The 18,331-nt window shown below is 52.9% G+C and carries 15 protein-coding genes; 1 reads left to right on the top strand and 14 read right to left on the bottom strand.

Annotated elements, in window-relative coordinates:
* Nucleotides 1–132: 132 nt before the first annotated feature.
* Nucleotides 133–1,029 carry a LysR family transcriptional regulator gene (locus tag JUF22_RS12510; RefSeq protein WP_203646773.1) on the top strand — a complete coding sequence of 299 codons (897 nt, stop codon included), beginning with the start codon at nt 133–135 and terminating at the stop codon, nt 1,027–1,029.
* Nucleotides 1,030–1,138: 109 nt separating this feature from the next.
* Here the strand turns inward: JUF22_RS12510 and JUF22_RS12505 are convergent, their stop codons facing one another.
* The 14 genes from JUF22_RS12505 to JUF22_RS12440 form a co-directional block, all read right to left on the bottom strand.
* Entirely contained in the window at nt 1,139–1,492 is a 354-nt protein-coding gene (locus JUF22_RS12505; RefSeq protein WP_203646771.1) for a DUF3899 domain-containing protein, read from the bottom strand.
* 557 nt (nt 1,493–2,049) lie between these two features.
* Nucleotides 2,050–3,030, bottom strand: a complete 981-nt coding sequence (locus tag JUF22_RS12500) for a ribose-phosphate diphosphokinase (protein WP_203646769.1) — start codon at nt 3,028–3,030, stop codon at nt 2,050–2,052.
* An 83-nt stretch (nt 3,031–3,113) separates the two neighbouring features.
* On the bottom strand, nt 3,114–4,493 hold the full coding sequence (gene glmU, locus JUF22_RS12495) for a bifunctional UDP-N-acetylglucosamine diphosphorylase/glucosamine-1-phosphate N-acetyltransferase GlmU (protein WP_203646767.1): 1,380 nt from the start codon (nt 4,491–4,493) through the stop codon (nt 3,114–3,116).
* Between the two features lie 16 nt (nt 4,494–4,509).
* Complete coding sequence (gene purR / locus JUF22_RS12490; protein ID WP_125765471.1) at nt 4,510–5,349, bottom strand: pur operon repressor; 840 nt, start codon at nt 5,347–5,349, stop codon at nt 4,510–4,512.
* Between the two features lie 942 nt (nt 5,350–6,291).
* A complete protein-coding gene (locus tag JUF22_RS12485; RefSeq protein ID WP_203639456.1) occupies nt 6,292–7,089 on the bottom strand; it encodes a metal ABC transporter permease in 798 nt (265 codons plus the stop codon).
* A complete protein-coding gene (locus JUF22_RS12480; RefSeq protein WP_125765469.1) occupies nt 7,082–7,783 on the bottom strand; it encodes a metal ABC transporter ATP-binding protein in 702 nt (233 codons plus the stop codon). Before JUF22_RS12480 ends, JUF22_RS12485 begins: the two co-directional genes overlap by 8 nt.
* A complete protein-coding gene (locus tag JUF22_RS12475) occupies nt 7,783–8,709 on the bottom strand; it encodes a metal ABC transporter solute-binding protein, Zn/Mn family (RefSeq protein WP_203646765.1) in 927 nt (308 codons plus the stop codon). The genes JUF22_RS12480 and JUF22_RS12475 overlap by 1 nt, the downstream gene beginning before the upstream one ends.
* Nucleotides 8,710–9,273: 564 nt before the next feature.
* The gene (locus JUF22_RS12470; RefSeq protein WP_203646757.1) at nt 9,274–10,197 is read right to left on the bottom strand and encodes a dihydroorotate dehydrogenase; all 924 of its coding nucleotides are present in this window, start codon (nt 10,195–10,197) and stop codon (nt 9,274–9,276) included.
* 188 nt (nt 10,198–10,385) lie between these two features.
* Complete coding sequence (locus JUF22_RS12465; protein WP_203646749.1) at nt 10,386–11,318, bottom strand: alpha/beta hydrolase; 933 nt, start codon at nt 11,316–11,318, stop codon at nt 10,386–10,388.
* A 497-nt stretch (nt 11,319–11,815) separates the two neighbouring features.
* Entirely contained in the window at nt 11,816–12,007 is a 192-nt protein-coding gene (locus JUF22_RS12460; RefSeq protein WP_203646747.1) for a hypothetical protein, read from the bottom strand.
* Nucleotides 12,008–12,073: 66 nt separating this feature from the next.
* Nucleotides 12,074–12,958, bottom strand: a complete 885-nt coding sequence (locus JUF22_RS12455; RefSeq protein WP_203646884.1) for an ROK family protein — start codon at nt 12,956–12,958, stop codon at nt 12,074–12,076.
* Nucleotides 12,942–14,417: a 6-phospho-beta-glucosidase gene (locus tag JUF22_RS12450; protein WP_308439819.1), complete on the bottom strand. Its 1,476-nt coding sequence runs from the start codon at nt 14,415–14,417 to the stop codon at nt 12,942–12,944. Before JUF22_RS12450 ends, JUF22_RS12455 begins: the two co-directional genes overlap by 17 nt.
* Nucleotides 14,418–15,442: 1,025 nt before the next feature.
* Nucleotides 15,443–16,600 (bottom strand): ROK family transcriptional regulator, encoded by a 1,158-nt coding sequence (locus JUF22_RS12445; RefSeq protein WP_203646745.1) that lies wholly within the window; start codon nt 16,598–16,600, stop codon nt 15,443–15,445.
* A 22-nt stretch (nt 16,601–16,622) separates the two neighbouring features.
* Nucleotides 16,623–18,023, bottom strand: coding sequence for an MFS transporter (locus tag JUF22_RS12440; protein ID WP_203639446.1), 1,401 nt, complete (start codon nt 18,021–18,023; stop codon nt 16,623–16,625).
* Nucleotides 18,024–18,331 lie beyond the last annotated feature (308 nt).

The following is an 18,331-nucleotide window of genomic DNA, read 5'->3' as shown; positions in this document are numbered from 1 at the left end:
ATAGGTTATAAAAAAATATCGGTTGAACTAATTGATTAACGAATGACTTCATTCTAACCTGTTAATATATGTTAATATAGTCACAAAAGAATTCGTCAGGCGAACCAAATAAGACCCCTAGGAGGAAGCATCGTGGATTTAGAACATCTTCATTTATTTCTCGAAGTCGCGCAATACGGCAGTTTCAAGCAGGTTGCCGACCGGCATTTCATCTCGCAACGTGCCGTCTCCAAACAGATTCGGCAACTTGAGTCCGAGCTAGGCGTCACCCTCTTTCAACGTAAAGCCAACGCCATCACGCTCAATACGCAAGGCCAATTCTTCTGGGCAGAGGCACAAGACATTGTGAATCATTACAACAATGCCGTTCACGAACTTCACGGACTGGACCGGCTTACCAGTCAAACGCTACAGATTGGTTACTTCTCCATTTTTGAGAGTCATTTACTAAAGAACGATGTCCATGCCCTGAGCCAAAACTATCCCGACGTTCACGTCACCGTTCGTGAGGAAAGCAATGAACATCTAATCAAGAGTATTCACCGTGGCTCCTTGGATATTGCTTACTCAATTGCCTACGGGAAGACCACCCTTCCAGAAACAACCGGTCTCACCGTACTCCCCGTCTTCACCGGCGAAATGGTCTTGGGACTCAGCCGGGATAACCCCCTCGCCCAACAGACCAAAATCAACGTGGCGGACCTACAGGAAACGCCAATTTTATACTACACCCCTGAAAGCTCAACTTTTCTGCTGGAAAGCTTTCTCGCCAGCCTGCCTCAGGGCCAACAAGCTGACCACGTGTTACGCGTGACCAGCATCGAACATATGCAGTTGCTGGTAGCCCTCAATCAAGCCGTAGCATTCTATCCAGCTGGCCTCTTAGAAAATGGACCCGCCGACACCCCGGACATCGTTTACCGGCCCTTTGCCCTAGACTCGCAACACTATCAAATCGTCATGGTCTATGACCCCCAAAATAAAAATCCAGCTTTGCACGATCTCTTACACCTCAAGCAAACCAACTAAACTGACTTTGCCAAAATCGCCAACTATTTGGGCGATTTTTTATTTTGCCAGCAATTTTCGTCAAAAAAAGAGCCCGTAGTCATCACGACCAAGGACTCTTCAAAGTAAGTTAAATTGTAAAAACGACCCCTAAGATCAGGTAGCAGGCGCCACTAACTAGTCCGAAGCGGGCCAACGTGTTGACCACGATGGGCGCGTTCTTCGTACTAGCCACTTGCCGCACCGGCACCTTTTCACCTGGCAGCGGCTCGACCTTTTCCTTGCGATGCCAGAGGTGCCGCCATCCGGTAAACAAATGACCTTTAGCCAAAACGCAAATGCCACCGAACATGATGAGTACTAAGCCCACCATGAACAAGAGGTTCCCAATGACCATAAACGATTGGCCTAAAATTTTCATGACTAACGCAACTAACAGCCCCGCCGCTACGGTTCCGGTCGCCGCTCTTTTCCAGTTTTTCATTCGCTTCATCCTTTGTTTTGACTTGGTTATTTGGTGATTTTCGGTTGGTGGTGCTGGTTTGTGGTTAATATTATACTCGTTTATTTCGTTAAATTAGTTCTGTGTGGAACTATCCCGGTCCTGGCGGCCTCCGAAACGTGCTACGCGGGGCAGACTCCTGCGCTTAACGTGGCTAAGAAAATATCCCAGACGCCAATATTGCTTTAGTGATCTGGACTTGTTCTCCACGGCACCATCCCGATACTGGCAGCCTCCGAAACGTGTTCCACGAGCCAGGTCCCTGCGCTTAACCCCGACTAAGCAATGACCCCAAGTATTCCATCTAAATTGCTTTAAACCATTTGTCTGGTTCTCCACGGAACTCTCCCGGTCCTGGCAGCCTCTGAAACGTGCTACGCGAGCCAGACTCCTGCGCTTAACCCGACTAAGAAAATATCCCAAGTGCGGGGATATTCTCTTAGTCACGTTAATGCTCAGAGTCTAAGCGGCTCGCTCCGCACTCTAAAAAAGACCCAAGCCACGCACCACCGCGCCACTTGAGTCTCTCCGTATCTTTTTTATTGTTCGTGACTCCGGAAACGGTTCTTGAACAATGGGCTGACTGGCCGGTTTTCGTTGATTCGCTTGATGGCTTGACCAATCAGCGGACCGACTGAAATTTGTTCGATCTTATCGATTTGCTTGTCGGCAGTCAATTGAATGGAATCCGTCACAACCAATTTCTTGATTGGTGATTTCTCAATCCGCTCAATGGCTGGGCCGGACAAGACTGGGTGGGTACAGCTAGCGTAGACTTCCTTGGCGCCCGCATCCATTAAGGCTTGCGAACCCAAAGTAATCGTTCCGGCCGTATCAATCATATCATCGATCATGATGCAGCGTTTGCCTTTGACATCACCGATGATGTTCATGATTTCAGCCACGTTTGCCTTTGGCCGCCGCTTGTCGATGATGGCAATTGGGGCCTTCAAGAATTCAGCTAACGCCCGTGCCCGCGTCACACCACCATGGTCAGGTGATACAACAACGGCATTTTCAGCCAAACCACTGTTGATGAAGTAGTCCGCTAAGAGCGGTGCACCCATCAAATGGTCAACTGGAACGTCGAAGAATCCTTGAATTTGGGCGGCATGCAGGTCTAATGCTAAGACCCGGGTCACGCCGGCCGTTTGTAACATGTTAGCGACTAATTTCGCCGTGATTGGTTCGCGGGAACGCGCTTTACGATCTTGCCGCGCGTAGCCGTAGTACGGAATGACCACGTTGATGGTAGCCGCACTTGCCCGTCGTAACGCATCGATCATGATCAACAGTTCCATCAAATTATCGTTGACGGGTGCTGACGTGGACTGAATCACGTAAACGTGACTGCCCCGCACACTCTGTTCGATGTTAATTCGAATTTCGCCGTCGCTGAATCGGTCCACCGAGGTTTTCCCTAATTCGACACCAACTTCGTTAGCAATTTTTTCTGCCAACGGTTTGTTGGAGTTCAACGCAAAAATCTTTAGTTTAGGGTCAAAATATTGCGTAGCCATAATTTCCTCCAATAGCCTATAGTCTGCCTGAATTTCCTACAACAATTTTATGCTATCGGGTCGGGAAACACAAGACCTTCGGCTTAATCTTCGCCACGATATGGCAGTTTTTGATAATAATTAGGCTTATTTGTCTGACGTTCCCGGGCAATTGCCATGTCGTATTTATTTACGGCGTCGGTAATCGTCGAACCGGCAGCGATGAAACTGTGGTCCGCCACATCCAATGGCGCAACCAAGTTCGAGTTAGATCCGATGAAGGCGTCGTCGCCCACGACCGTCTCGTGCTTGTTCTTGCCGTCGTAGTTGACGAAGACCACGCCACAACCGACGTTGATGTTCTTGCCCAGCTTGGCGTTCCCAACGTAAGTCAGGTGACCCACCTTGGTGCCTTCACCAATCGTGGCCTTCTTCACTTCGACAAAATTGCCAAGGTGAACCTTTGGCCCGATGTGTGATTCTGGCCGCAAATGACTGTTAGGACCAATGTTTGAGCCCGTAGCCATGTCGGAGTCTTCCAACAGAGAGGACGTGACCGTCACGTGATCGGCTAATTTAGCATTCCGTAATTCAGAGTGCGCACCGATGTAGCAGTCGTCGCCAATCACCGTGTCGCCCTTTAACAGAACGCCAGGTTCAATGATGGTGTCGGCACCGATCTTCACGCCGGCATCAATGTAAGTCGTTTCTGGGTCGATCAGGGTAACCCCGTTACGCATGTGGGCTTCGTTGATCCGCTTGCGCATGATCTTCGTGGCCGCAGACAAAGCAACTCGGTCGTTAACCCCCATAGATTCATCGAAGTCAGTCATTTGGTAGGCTGCGACGATGTCACCTTGGCGCTTTAAGATTTCAATAACATCGGTCAGGTAGTATTCCCCCTGCGCGTTGTTGTTAGAGGTTTCGTGAAGTGCCTTGAACAACTTTTGGTTGTCGAAAACGTAAACCCCAGTATTGATTTCGTGAATTTCTTGTTCTTCGGAACTGGCATCCTTTTGTTCCACAATCTTCTCGACGATGCCGATGTTGTTGCGGACAATCCGGCCGTAACCGGTAGGATCTGGCGCAACGGAGGTCAAAATAGTGGCCGCCGCGTGCTTAGCTTCGTGATAGGCGAAGAGGTCGTCGAAGGTCTCTGCCCGGAATAAAGGCGTATCCCCACTGACAATCAGCGTGGTGCCTTCTTCATCCTTGAGCATCGGTTCCGTCTGTAAGACCGCGTGCCCAGTTCCCATTTGCTTGGCTTGCAGCGCGTATTGCGTACGTTTGCCCAGCGTGGCTTCCACGTCGTCGGCACCGTAGCCCACGACCGTCACGATTTTATCCATCTTGGTCTGTTCGACCTGGGTCAACACGTGGTCGACCATGGCCTTCCCACACACCTGATGCAACACTTTGTACAGCTTCGACTTCATCCGGGTGCCCTTGCCGGCAGCGAGGATAATGGTATTTCTGGTAGTCATTCCAAATATCTCCTAGCTAATTTAATTGGGAATTTTCGTCGCCAAAGATTTGGGTCAAGTAGTTCCCTTGTGAAACGCGAATCTGTTCGTCCGCCGTCTGAATCTTCAGTAACGACGTATACTTGCTAACGGTCCGTTGCCCGGCAAAATCGCCTTCGGCAAAGACGGCCACGCCAGCCAATTGTGAATCAAATTCATCGACTAAAGAACGCAGACCACCAACGGTCCCGCCACCCTTCATGTAATCGTCGACGATCAACACGCGTGAGTTTGGCTTCACACTGCGCTTAGACAGTGCCATCCGCTCGATACGCTTGGTTGAGCCGGACACGTAGTTCACACTAACGGTCGAGCCTTCCGTGATTTGTGAATCATGACGCACGATGACAAATGGCACGTTCAGGTAGTTGGCAACACTTTGCGCCAACGGAATCCCTTTCGTGGCAACCGTCACAACGACGTCCACATTCTGATTCAAGTACTGGGTCGCTAAGATTCGCCCAATCTGACGCAAAGCTGAGGGCCGCCCCAGGATATCGGACATGTAAACGTAGCCCCCTGGCAGGTAGCGGTCAGCTTCGGACAGTTCGGTCCGCATTTCATCAACAAATTGTTCGGCTTCTTCCCGCAAAATGTAGGGGATGAACCGTGCCCCACCAGCAGCGCCGGGAACCGTCTCCAAGAGACCCGTCCCCCGTGCTTGGAAGGTGCGTTTCAAAATGGTCAGGTCTTCACTGATGGAAGACTTAGCCGACTCATAACGCGCTGCAAAAAATGTCAATGACACCAATTGATGCGGCCGTTCCAACAAATACCGGGTCATATCAACCAACCGGTCACTTCTTCTGACTTTCAACTTCTTCACCTCAACTATTTCTTTAGAGTTAATTGTAAAGCCAATTTTAGCATAAATGTTCGGGTTTTTCGTTACATTTTCGTGAGAATTCACATTACTTGCGGAAATTTAAGAAATCAGCGGGATATTTTCCTTGTTTTTGACGATTTCGTTGGGCGATTGGTCTACGCCACCTTCCAAATTACTGGACTGGCTGTTGCCTTCCGTTCCCGACGGCGGGTTCAAGCAGCCCTGCTATGGGGCCGGTTCCAGCCTGTGGGGCGGGCTTCCACCTCAACTTTGAGCCAAAAGGCGGTCTCAAAGGTTGTCCCGCGGGCTAAGCTGAGTAGGAAACCTCAGCTAAGACCGCCGACACAGCTGGGTTGCTTGACCCGCCTCTAGTCACTGACAGTTGTCTTTGTGATTTTTGGTGGCGTTGACTTTCGGGTTGCGGGTTAACCTTTTGCAAATTTTATTCGTCGTCAAAATTGATTAACCACTTTGTGATTACCGCTGGGTATGGAAAAAGAGCTGACCGGTTTGGCCAACTCTTTAGTTTTAGCTTAATTTATTTAAGTGTCGCTTGGTATGGATAACGATTGGATTACTTAGTCCCATTTCAACCCGAGACCTGCGTTCAATTCAGACTGGTTCAGTTCGCCAATCTTGTTCTTCACGGAACAGTTTTCGGCCCTGGCGTCCTCTGAAACGTGTTCCGTGGGGCAGGTCCCTGCGCTTAACCCCGACTAAGCAATGACCCAAGCCTCAGACTTTACGCTCAACTTAGATTTGCTTAGTTCGTTAATTTCGTTCTACACGGAACAGTTTTCGGCCCTGGCATCCTCCGAAACGTGTTCCGCGAGCCAGGTCCCTGCGCTTAACCCCGACTAAGCAATGACCCAAGCCCAGGGTCATCACTTAGTCGACGTTAATGCTCAGGACCTAAACGGCTCGCTCCACACTCTATTCCGCCGTTTGCAACTTCTGCCAGCCCAGCGCCAAGAAGTAAAAGACGGCTTCAATGGCGGCGATAAAGAACGACACGGGGTAGTTGGTCACGTAGCTCAACGTGAGGCCCGCCCAGACGCCAATCAAGGCTAAGCCGACCGCTAAGATCATCATGCCGCCGACCGTGTGGGCGAAGTATTTCGCCGTTGCGGCTGGTAACGTCAACAGGATGAAGATTAACAGGGAACCCACGATTTGGGCGGCGACACTGACACTCAACGCGACCAGAACCAAGAACGTGATGGACAGCGTGTTAGTCCACAGTCCCTTGACCCGGGCACCCGTGTGGTCGAACGAATCAAATTTCAAGAACCGGTAGATCACGAACACGATGATCAGGACCAGAATCGACAGCCACAACATTTGCTGGACGTCGCTGGCACTAATGCCGATGACACTCCCGAACAGGATACTGGTGGCGTAGCTCGCATTTTTATTAGCGAGTGACAGGAACAAAATTCCTAGCCCAATAAACAACGCGGAGATGGCACTGGTGGCCGCCTCACGCCGTTCACTGCGAGCACTCAGTTGCCCCACGATGACCGAGCTGATGACCGTGAACAGGAGCATCCCGTTCAGTGGTGCCCAGCCGGCAAAGACCCCGAAGGCCGCGCCGGAGAACCCAATTTCAGACAACGTGTGCGTCAAGAACGACATGTTCCGGGCAATCACGAAGACGCCCATGATACCGCAAATGATGGCGATGATGGTGCCGGCCGCGAAGGCGTTGCGCATAAATTCATAACTAAACATTCTTCTCGCCCTCCCAGACCTTTTCCTGCGTCAACCCACTGATGGGGCCCTGTTCGGCGCCGGCTGGCGTTAACATCAGGTATTGTGAACTATACTTACGGGCCATCGGAATATCGTGCGTCACGAAGAGCACGGTCAGATGGAGCCGCTGATTCAACTCGATGACCAGGTCCAGCAACTCGGTCTTGGTGACCGGGTCCAGACTGGCCGTCGACTCGTCCAAAATCAACAGGTTTGGTGATTCCACCAACGCCTGCGCGAGGTAGGCCTTCTGCCGCTCCCCACCGGACGCCTGGCCAATTGGCCGCTTCGCTAATTTTGTCAGACCCGTCTCCGCTAAAATGTGTTCGATTTCCGCGTGCTCCTTGCGTGACAACCATGGCCACTTCCAGCCGGTCAGGTTGAGCCCCACGAAGTCCTTGATAGTCAAGGGATAATCACTGTCGATGTTCCGAAATTGCGGGACGTAACCGATCTTCACCCCACCGGCGTTGGGTAGGTAGGAAACCTTTCCCGTCGTCGGCCGTAATTGGTGTAGGATGGCCCGCATCAGCGTGGTCTTCCCGACCCCATTTTTCCCGACGATGCTCCAGAACTCCCCCTGATGAATCGTCAGGTTGAGGTCAGTAAACACCGGGTGATTGGGGAAAGTCACGCCTAAATTTTCAAGTTTTAAAATGGCTGGTTCCGTCATTAGCGATTCTCCTCCTGAATCCGTTGGACCTGGCGATACTGTTGCAGCATCCAGGTCCGGTACGTTTGGTGGGTCGGCATGGTCTCCGTCACCTGAACCACGGGCACGTGGTACTTATGGGCGAGCTGGACCATGGCGGTCACGTTCTTACTGGAGTTTTGGGTATTCTCCACGAAAAAGGCAATTTGATGGTGCTTGATCTGCTTTTGTAATTGGGTGATGTCGGCCGGAGTTGGGTCACTGTCCTCCTCGATGGATTGGGCAAAATGACCGTCGCTGACCTGGTAGCCCATCGCGGTCAACGCCAGATCAAAGACTGGTTCACTCACAGCGACCTTCTGCCCGTGGGCGTGACGTTTGATTTGCTTGGCCGTTTTCGTTAATACGGCCAGTTGCTTCTCGTAAGCGGCCCCACGGCGTTTGAAATCAGCTGCGTGCTTGGGTGAGATGCGGCTGAACTGGGTGACCAACCGCTGCGTGACCTGCGTCATCACGGTCGGGTCCGACCACAGATGGGGATTGTCCCCCGTGGTCTTGCCCATGAGTTTGCCAATCGACAAGGTCTGCGTCCCAGAGCCCTCATTTGCGGCCACCACGCGGTCCATCCAGCTGTCATAGCCCAGACCATTCTCAACCACCACGTTGGCCTTAGCAACCAGCTTAGCCGTCTTCACGTCCGGCTCATAGCTCTCGGCGTCGATACTGGGACTGTTGATAATCGTGTGGACGTTGCCTTGATCACCTAAAATCGCTTCCGCCGCTTCGCCATAAAAGCCTAGCGTCGCCACCACGTTGATTTTGCCGGACTGCTTGGGCTGGGTCGTTGCTTGGCACCCCGCCAAGGTGAAAACCGCCACCAAACTGGCCACCAGTGCTAGCCACCGGAGGCCTTTCAGTCGTCCTATTTGTTTTCGCAAGTCCGTCATCCCCATCTTTACTTCATTTTTTATCAAATAGTGAGCTGTGTGCTTCGCTGTCCGTTCCCGGCGGTGGGCTCAAAGTGCCCTGCTGTGGGGAACGGTTCCAGCCTGTGAATCGTTCCTCCGCCTAGCCGCCTCCGGCCTTCAGGGATTCCGCCTGCTGTGGGGCCCGGTTCCAGCCAAAGAGCGGGCTTCCACCTCGCTGACTCCATCCCTGGCTGCCTGCGGCTATGGTAGCGCACCAATCAAGAATCAGTGTTGAGTGTCGCTTAAGTTCTGGTGCTCTTCTTCACCATTAGGTCGGTAAACGCTAGACAACAGATAAGCTAACTAACCATTCGCACGATTATTATTCTGACACGAATAGGCATACTAACCAGAATGTTTAAACAAACATACCTTTATGTAAACAGTAATGATTACCGTTTAGTAGTTTACCAGAAATTGAAAACTTGTCAACAGCTTTCGGGCGGCGGGGTGGAAACTTTGCACAAATGTAAAAAGCCAGCCCGGTTGGCGGACTGACTTGGGGTTAATCACTCATTTAGTTGAACACAATCTTCAATACTATTACCCCCGCTGCGCCTGCTCCCGCGTCAACGTCATCAGGTCCGGTAAGTGGTATTGCGCCAGCGTTGCCGGTAATGCTCGGGCAATGTCGCGACAGGCACAGGGGTTGCCGTACGTGGCCGCCCCGACCTGCACGGCGTTGGCCCCCGCCAGGAAAAATTCGATGACATCTTCGGGGCGCATGACGCCGCCGACCCCGATGATGGGCACGTCCGTCACGGCGCGCACCTGGTGAATCATGCGAACGGCTAAGGGATGAATCGCCGCGCCAGACAAGCCGCCCGTGCCATTGCTCAGGGTCGGTTGCCGGGTAGTTAAATCCAGTTGGAGTCCGGTCAACGTGTTGATCATCGTCAGGCCACTGGCCCCACCCGCGACCGCTGCCTGGGCAATCACCGTGATGTCCGTCACGTTCGGCGTTAATTTAACGTAAACCGGCTTTGTGGCCACCGCCACCACTTGGGTGACCAGGTCTTGGACCAATTTAGGGTCCGTGCCGAAGGCCAATCCCCCGGCCGCCACGTTGGGACAGGAAATGTTGATCTCTAAGGCGTGCACATTGGGCGCCTGGGTCAGCCGCTGAGCCACCGCCACGTACTCGGCAAACGTGCTGCCGGCCACACTCCCAATGATGGGTAGGTCTGGGTAGTGCGTGGCCAACCATGGTAAGCGGTCCGCCATCACGGCTTCAATACCGGGATTGGTCAGCCCGATGGCGTTCATCCACCCCGCCGGCGTTTCCGTCACGTTGGGCTTGGGGTTACCCAGGCGGGGTTCTAGCGTCGTGGATTTAATCACCAGTGCGCCTAGTTCATTCAAATCAAAATGTTGGGCCAGGCCTTGACCGTAAGCCGCCGTCCCACTCGCTGGGATGATGGGGTTCTTCAAATCAAGCCCGGGTAACTGCACACTAATTGTCGACATAATATCCTCCCGTGATACGTTAATGTCTTGCTGAAAACGTTTGGCCGGTCTCACTGGACCTCGAACCAAACAGAAATTAAATTAATCGTAGAATACCGCCGAAATGCGTGGCCGTCAACCCAAAATTTGGTGGCAAAAAAAGACGTGCTCCCCTAACAACGGGCAGACACGTCCAACACCAATTTTTTCTATTTAACATACGGCGCTAAGAAATCCGCGACCAACTGATCATAGGCCACCGGATCATCCTCCCGCGTCGCAATGTGGGCGGTATCCGGATCGCAGTATTTCTGTTTGGGACCGGCCGCTGCTTGGTAGAGCAAGTCCAAGTTTTCAATCGGCACGGTCTCATCCTTGGCGCCCTGAATCAGGAGCAGGGGAATCTGACTCTTCTTCAGCTGCCCGGCAATGTCACCGTCCGCCAAGCGGTAATCGCCCAACCGGGAATACTGGTCGGCAATCGCTAGCGTCGGTTGGGTTGGCACGTGAAATTCATGCCGCATCCGGAAACGGGCCTCGCCCAAGACGGACGCGTAGCCCGAGTCAGCGATGATGGCCTTGACGTTACTTGGCAGGTTTTCTCCAGCTGTGGCCATGACGGTCGCTGCGCCCATAGAAATGCCCAGCATGACAATTTGACTGTCGTTGCCATTCTGTGCAATCACCTGGTTGATCCAGCCCTGATAATCGTGTCGGTCCGTCCAACCATAGCCAATCGTATGGCCGTCGCTTTCGCCATGTGCCCGAGCGTCCGGCATCAAAACTGCGTAACCCCAGTCATGAAAGGCGCGCGCCCAGGGAATCATTTGTTCCCGAGCGTGGCCGAGACCGTGGGCCAGGATAGCGACCTTGGTCGTCGGCTGGTCCGCCGCAATCCAGCTCGCGCGTAAACACAGGCCATCTTGACTGGTCTGCGTCCACTCGACGGGATTGTGCCGCAAGTACCACACATTGTCGGCCGCCGTATTTTCACTGATGGCTCGTTCCTTTGACTGTTGCCGGCTGCGGGCATAGGACCGCGTAGCCGACAAATACAGGCCGGCTGCGGCACCTAACACGCTCACGGCCCCCACCGCAGACAGTGCGGCCACGCCACCAACGACCTTTTGCCAAGTCTTCATCATCACTACCCCATTTCTACTTAATCTGCTTGATCCGGGCTAAACCGGCGTTGTCTCCGAAATCGTGAAAATGAATCGTGGTGTCGGCTTGCCGTTCCCGGCGGCGGCCTCAAGGTGCCCTGCTGTGGGGAACGGTTCCGGCCTGGGGAGTGGTCCTACACCTCGCCTGAAAGACTGGAAAACCACCAGTCTCTCAGGTCGTCCCGTGCTCTAGACTGAGAAAATCACTCAGTCAAGACCACCGACACAGCCGGGCACCTTGGCCTACCTCTAGTCACTAACATTGATGATGCATTTCCACGATTCCTACGACCAACGCCTGTTTCTCCCGTCGCCGCTCATTCAGGTCATTGGTCCAGCTCTTGTTGCTTTTGCTAACTAATCACACAGCTGTGATTGCCACAATCCCTGGCCAATGTTCTACCCTTACTGTACCGAAAATTTGTCGCTGGTGCCACTAATTCACTTGAAAAATATCGGGTGAGTTGTCGTCTTAACTATTTCGTTTCAGTACTCGCTAACTGACTTTTGACAAAGGCAGTTAGGTCGGGAACGGCTTTTTCCGTGCTAATTTGTGCGTACAGGGTCTTAATGAGGTCTTCCATCGTCAGGTTATTAGCCTCGAGAATACCATCTACTTTGTCGGCTAACTGCTTATCTATCAATAGGTTCAGGCCATCTACAGCCATAGTGCTCACCTCCACCGAGACTATGCGCGACTTCGGTGGCCAATACAATCATTTGCTCTTGTTAAATCATTCACCCATTTCCAAATAAAACTGCCGGACGGCCCCAATCAAATTGGCATCGTTTAAGAATAAGCAAGGCCGAACATCGGCGGTTAGTGCGGCGCGCTGTTGGTGCATCAGGTGCTGGATTCGACGTTGCAGGTCGGCCACAAATCCTGGCCGGGCCGAGATGCCGCCGCCAATTAACAGGCGTTGCGGATTCAGCCCGACGTAGAGGTTGTAGGCGCCCAGACTCAACCAGTTCAGCAAATCGCCGACACACTGTTGGGCCAGGGTATCGCCGTTGTTGGCCAGGTCAAAGACGTCCTCCGCGGTCATGGCCGTGGGCAACTCCCGCAACCGCTGATAGCGCTGGGCCATCCGCACGGGACTGCCTAGCTGACTCAACGTTTCGTTGGCCGGGGTCATCACCATATAGCCGAACTCCCCGGCAAAGTGGTCTTGGCCCGTGATCAACTCGCCGTTGCGGGTCACGGCCCCACCGACTCCGGTGCCGACGATTAGAAATAGCGTATCGGTCACGTCCTTAGCATTGCCCCGCCAGGACTCGGCCAAAGCGGCACAGTTGGCATCATTTTGAATCGTCACTGGCACGCCAAAGGCCGTCCGCAGCGTCGCCTTGATGGGAAAATCATTCAGGTAGTCCACGGCGCTGGTCCCGGAAATTTTTCCAACGACGGTATCGACACCACCAGGCAAGCTCACCGCCACGCCAGCAAATGGCAACGCAAAACTGTCCTTGACGGTCGTTAATTTTGCCAAAAGTTCCGGCCAACTGGCGGGCGTATCAAAGCGGTCCTTCTGCCGCAACTGGTCGTCCGCCCACACGCCGTATTTGACGGTCGTGCCGCCGATATCAATGACCAGTAGTGGTTCAGCTTGGTTGGTCATCTGCGTCACCCACCGTCATCTCAAGGTCCACGCCATTGGTCGCAATCACGCGCTGGTACCAGTAGAAGGAATCTTTACGGTAGCGAGCCAAACTCCCGCTGCCATCGTCGTTGCGGTCCACGTAAATGAAGCCGTAGCGTTTGGACAACTGCCCGGTACTAGCCGACACGATGTCGATGGCACTCCAAGGTGTGTAGCCCATGACGTCCACACCATCCTCGTTGATGGCCAGCGCCATTTGGGCAATGTGGTCATGCAGGTAATCAATGCGGTACTGGTCGTGCACCTGGTGGTCGGCGGTCAGCTCATCGATGGCGCCAATCCCATTTTCCACGACAAAGAGTGGCAGGTGGTAGCGGTCGTTCATCCAGTTCAGGGCGTAGCGCAGGCCTTGTGGATCCACTTGCCAGCCCCAATCCGATTGCGGCACAAATTGATTCGTCACCAAATCAGTGGCTTCATTATAGGAAAATTGGTCGTCCTCATGGTCACTGGCCTGCGTGGCAAACGACATGTAGTAGCTGAAGCCCAGGTAGTCGACCGTCCCCTTCTTCAGGTTCGCCAAGTCGGCCGCCGTGATGTCGAGGTCAAATTGCTTGCTCTGGAAATACTGCGTCAGCCAAGTTGGATACTGCCCCTCGACCTGCACGTCCGAGAACCAGAACCGCGCCTGCATCGCGCGTTGAGCCTTGAAGACGTCGCGTGGCTTGTCGCTGGCCGGATAGACGGGCGAGAAGGCCACCATCGCCCCAATTTGAAAATCAGGGTTGATGCTGTGGCCAATCTGCACGGCCAAAGAACTGGCGACGACCTCGTAGTGGGCGGCCTGATACATCACCGCCTCGGCGTCCTCACCGGGTTGGACCTGAATCCCTGAGTTGGTGAACAGCGTAAAGGCCCGGTCATAGTTCGTTTGGTTATTGATTTCGTTAAACGTCAGCCAGTAGGTCACCTTGTCTTGGTAACGCGTGAAGACGGCGCGGGCAAAGCGGGTGAAAAATGCAATGGTCTTGCGGCTCCGGAAGCCACCGTATTCGGTTACCAAATGGTAAGGCATTTCAAAATGAGACAGGGTCACGACGGGTTCGATCCCGTACTTGTGGCATTCATCAAAGAGCCGGTCGTAAAAGGCTAGGCCCTCCTCGTTGGGTTCCAGTTCATCCCCCTGGGGAAAGATCCGCGACCAGGCAATCGACGTCCGAAAACTCTTAAAGCCCATTTCGGCAAACAGCTTCACGTCCTCGGGATAACGGTGGTAGAAATCCACGGCCTCGTGGTTGGGGTAAAACTCCCCCGCCTGGACGCCAGCCGTGATACGCCGTTCGTCGCGGTTCCCTGCCGCGGTCATGACATCGGCCACGCTGAGTCCCTTGCCACCAACATCGTAAGCGCCTTCAACTTGGTGCGCCGCAACGGCACCGCCCCATAGGAATCCAGCTGGAAAACTCTTCTTCGTCAAAATAATTTCCTCCTTGATAATACTTTTTACATAGTTATATTGTCTTTTACTGCCGCCTTACTGGGCGAGAAAAATGAGACCGGTTCGCGGTGGGCAGGGTGAAACTGAGTGTGACCATCCGTTCCCGGCGGCGGTCTCAAAACGCCCTGCTATGGGGCCGGTTTCAGCCTGAGGTACGGGCTTTCGCCTCGTCTTGAAACCTCGCTAAAAATCGCGAGTTTCCAAGGTCGTCCCGTGCTCTAAACTGAGAAGCCCACTCAGTTAAGACCACCGACACAGCTGGGCATTTTGGCCCGCCTCTGGTCACTCACATGGACGCCTCACTTTCATCACAGCTTTGATTTCTGTTCATCACACTGACACATTAATTAGCTAATCTGATGTACCGATTCACAATTATTTAAACCATTCAAGGCGCAAGCACCTGCCAAACCGGCACATCCAGAACCCACCCCGACTGGTTTGTTGAGCCCCGAACCAGTAGTTGGGTCGAGCCACCATCAAGAGCCGGAGGCAGCTGGGGACGCAGTCTTCTGTGTCGATGGTGTTAGTCCGGGCGAACTTTCCCGGGCTTACAGCATGGGACGTGTTTGGAGACGGCGGGCTTCCGACTTCAAACCGAGCTGGAGGACCGCCCCTCAGGCCGCAAGCGCTCCCCACAGAAGGCGGAGTACCCAGAGGCCGCAGGCGGCAAGTCATCCACAACCCAAATCCTCGAACCAACGAGACTGGTCGGGTCGCCGTCAAGAGTCGGAGGCAGCTGGGGACGCAGTCTTCTGTGTCGATGGTGTTAGTTCGGGCGAATTTCCCCGGACTTACAGCATGGGACGTGTTTGGAGACGGCGGACTTCCGGCTTCAAACCGAGCTGGAGGACCGCCCCTCAGGCCGCAAGCGTGCCCCACAGAAGGCGGAGTACCCAGAGGCCGCAGGCGGCAACTAAACACAACCCAATCCCCAAACCAATCTAAAAAAGAAAAGCGGCCCAGCAAACCCAAGAATGAGCTTGCGGACCACTTTGCTGGTGCTAATGGTGAAAAATCAGCCGCGTGCCGGGCATCGCCAACACCTCATGAATCGCCAAGGAAGCCCCACCCAGTAAGGTGGCATACTTCACATCCTTGGACATCACCAGTGGCGGGACCAATGGCATAAAGCTCAATTTCATCTGAATGTTCTTTAAAATTTCAGGCAATTGTTCAACCAACGGTGAGTTGAAGAAAATCATCTGCGGATCGTAGGCGACAATCAAATCGCTGGTTACGATGGCCAGGTGGTAGCACAGCTCCTCAATCAGCCCGGAAATCTCCGGGTCATCTTGATTGGCCGCTGTGACCAACTCCGGCAGGGTAATCTGTGCAACGCCCTTGATCTGGGCCGCCTTCTTGAGCAGGGCCGTTTCCGACCACTCCTCATCAAAGCTTGGCAGCTGGGCTAAGCGCTGGCGTTTCCGCCCCGTGTCCTGAATCATGATGTGCCCGACCTCACCGGCTCGCCCGTAATTTCCCCGGTAGAGCTGCTTGTTGACCAGAATGCCGGCACCGATACCCTCATGAATACTGATGGCAACAATGCTTTGCAATTCCTGCTTACTGAAGTCTTGTTCGAAAACGGCGGCCAGATTGGCCTCGTTTTCCAAAATGATGGGCACGTGGTAGCGGCGCTTAAAGTAGCCGACCAGGTCGAAGTCCGCGAAGTCCACGAAGGGCGACGTCACGATTTCATTTTCATAAACGACCCCGAAGATGGCGATGGAGATGGCTTGGAGGCCGTTCTCCGCCTTAAAACTCGGCAATTGGCCAATCATGTCGACCATCTTGGCGACGATTTCCTTCACGGCAAGGTGACTAATGGGACTTTCGTTGTATTCCAGGGCCCGCCCATCCAGCTGGGTCACCAGCATTTCCAGCTTTTCACCGGAGATACTAAAGTTGATGATGTAGCCGTAAGTGGCGTTAAAGGCCACCAGTTCGGCGCGCCGACCACTCCCCTGATTGGAGGTGGCTTCACCCTGACTCAGAACTAATTTGCGGTCGCTAAACGTGCCCACGATGTCTGACACCGAGACCTTGTTTAGCCCCAACAATTTAGAAATTTCTGACCGCGAAATCGGTCCGTGATTCACGATGGTCTGCAGGACAGACCGTTCGTTGTGATCACGCATCACGTCCTTATTAATAATCATGCCGTTCACTCACTTTATCTAGTTATTCGCCGTCCTCTGCATTTTCACGGGCGTGCTTTTCTGCTAACTCACTTTGCATTTGTTTTTCAATGCCATCAACGTGGTAGAACATCAAAGCAATTCCGGAAAGTGCGAAGCCCAACAGAGGAACCCAAATGTAGTTCAATTCGATTCCGTGTAAGGCCGCAGCCGATTGCGTATGGTTGGCAACGTAGCCACTCCCGGTCAGAATCCAACCGGTGATGACCCCACCAATCCCCATACCTAATTTAGCACTAAAACTAGAGAAAGAGGTAACAATTCCTTCGGCGCGGACGCCGTTCTTCCATTCCCCGTAGTCCACAGCATCGGCTAACATCACGGCAATCAGACCGGAAACGTACCCAGTTCCCAAGTAACCGACGATGGTGGCGAAGATAATCATTGGGACACTCAGATGCGTGGCACCCAGGCTCAAGAGTAATTGACCGACCACGGCAAGAATCATCCCACCGAGCATCGTGTTCCGCTTACCGATCAGCTTGGACGTCCATGGCGTTAAGACCACGGCGACCAGCGCAACCATTTGTAAACTCAGTACAAAGGAAGCCAATTTGGCATCGTGCATGTTGTACTTAAAGAAGTAAACCGTCACTTGAGACCGCGTCTGCATCCCCATCCAGTAGATGAAATTAATGAAGATGATGATGGCCCAAGGCCAGTTGCGCTTCAAGGCTTTCAGAGATTCCTTAATTGGAATAGATTGCCGAGAACTCTTGGTTTGGACCCGTTCCGTCGTGTTCTTGAAGACGAACCCAAAGATGATGACCACAATGATTCCGACAATCAAGGCCCAGATGAACCAGCCGCGCGCACTCGTGGTTGAGCCGTGGCCGAAGAAGGCAACCATGGTCAACGTGATCCCGGTAATAATGGTGGCACCGGCCGTTCCCATGAATTGACGAATCGTGGATAGCGTGACCCGTTCTTGGGGATTGCTGGTTAATGATGGCAAAATCGAAGTAATGGGAATGTTAACGGCTGAGTATAGCACGTCGACCCCAATGTAAGTCACGTAGGCCCAGACCAATTTACCGGTCAGACTCATATTTGGCGTGGTGAAGACTAACACACAGAAGACCGCAAACGGAATCGAGAACCATAACCAGTACGGTCGGCTCTTACCCCACTTGGTATGCGTGTGGTCGATCATGATTCCCCAGAATGGCCCATCAAAGGCATCCACAATCCGGGCGACCAGGAACAACGTCCCCACTGCAGCGGCACTGATACCAAACGTATCCGTGTAGAAAATCATTAAGTACGTCCCGACCATTTGGAAGGACAGGTTGCAGGCAAAGTCACTAAAGCTATAGGCAATTCGTTCGTTCCACGGCACCATGTTCTTCTCGGCAACCGCGACTTTAGGAGCATTTTCACTCATAAGTACACACCTCATTATTTGGTTGAATCAATTGTCTTGCGTTTGAACCGTCGACGTTCAAGAAAATTCAATTTTCAAATCACAGTTTACTGTAACCGCTTTCAGTTGTTAACGACAATTTTAGAGGTTGAACGAATTAGCAGTGATCTATAGTGGTTTCCAGCCAGACCGGGCCTAGTTTAGCAGTTAATTTTTAAAATTTCGGTTAATTGGTCTAGAACCATTATCGTGGCGATTCAGCACTACACAGCCATTTCGTTTCAATTGGTCAGTGCAACCGGTTGTCGTTTCAGCGGCTCTTTTTTCTT

The sequence above is a fragment of the Levilactobacillus lanxiensis genome (assembly GCF_016861655.1).
Classification (GTDB): domain Bacteria; phylum Bacillota; class Bacilli; order Lactobacillales; family Lactobacillaceae; genus Levilactobacillus; species Levilactobacillus lanxiensis.
The sequence above is the reverse complement of the archived record's forward strand: the minus strand, read 5'-3'. Positions and strand labels throughout refer to the sequence as shown.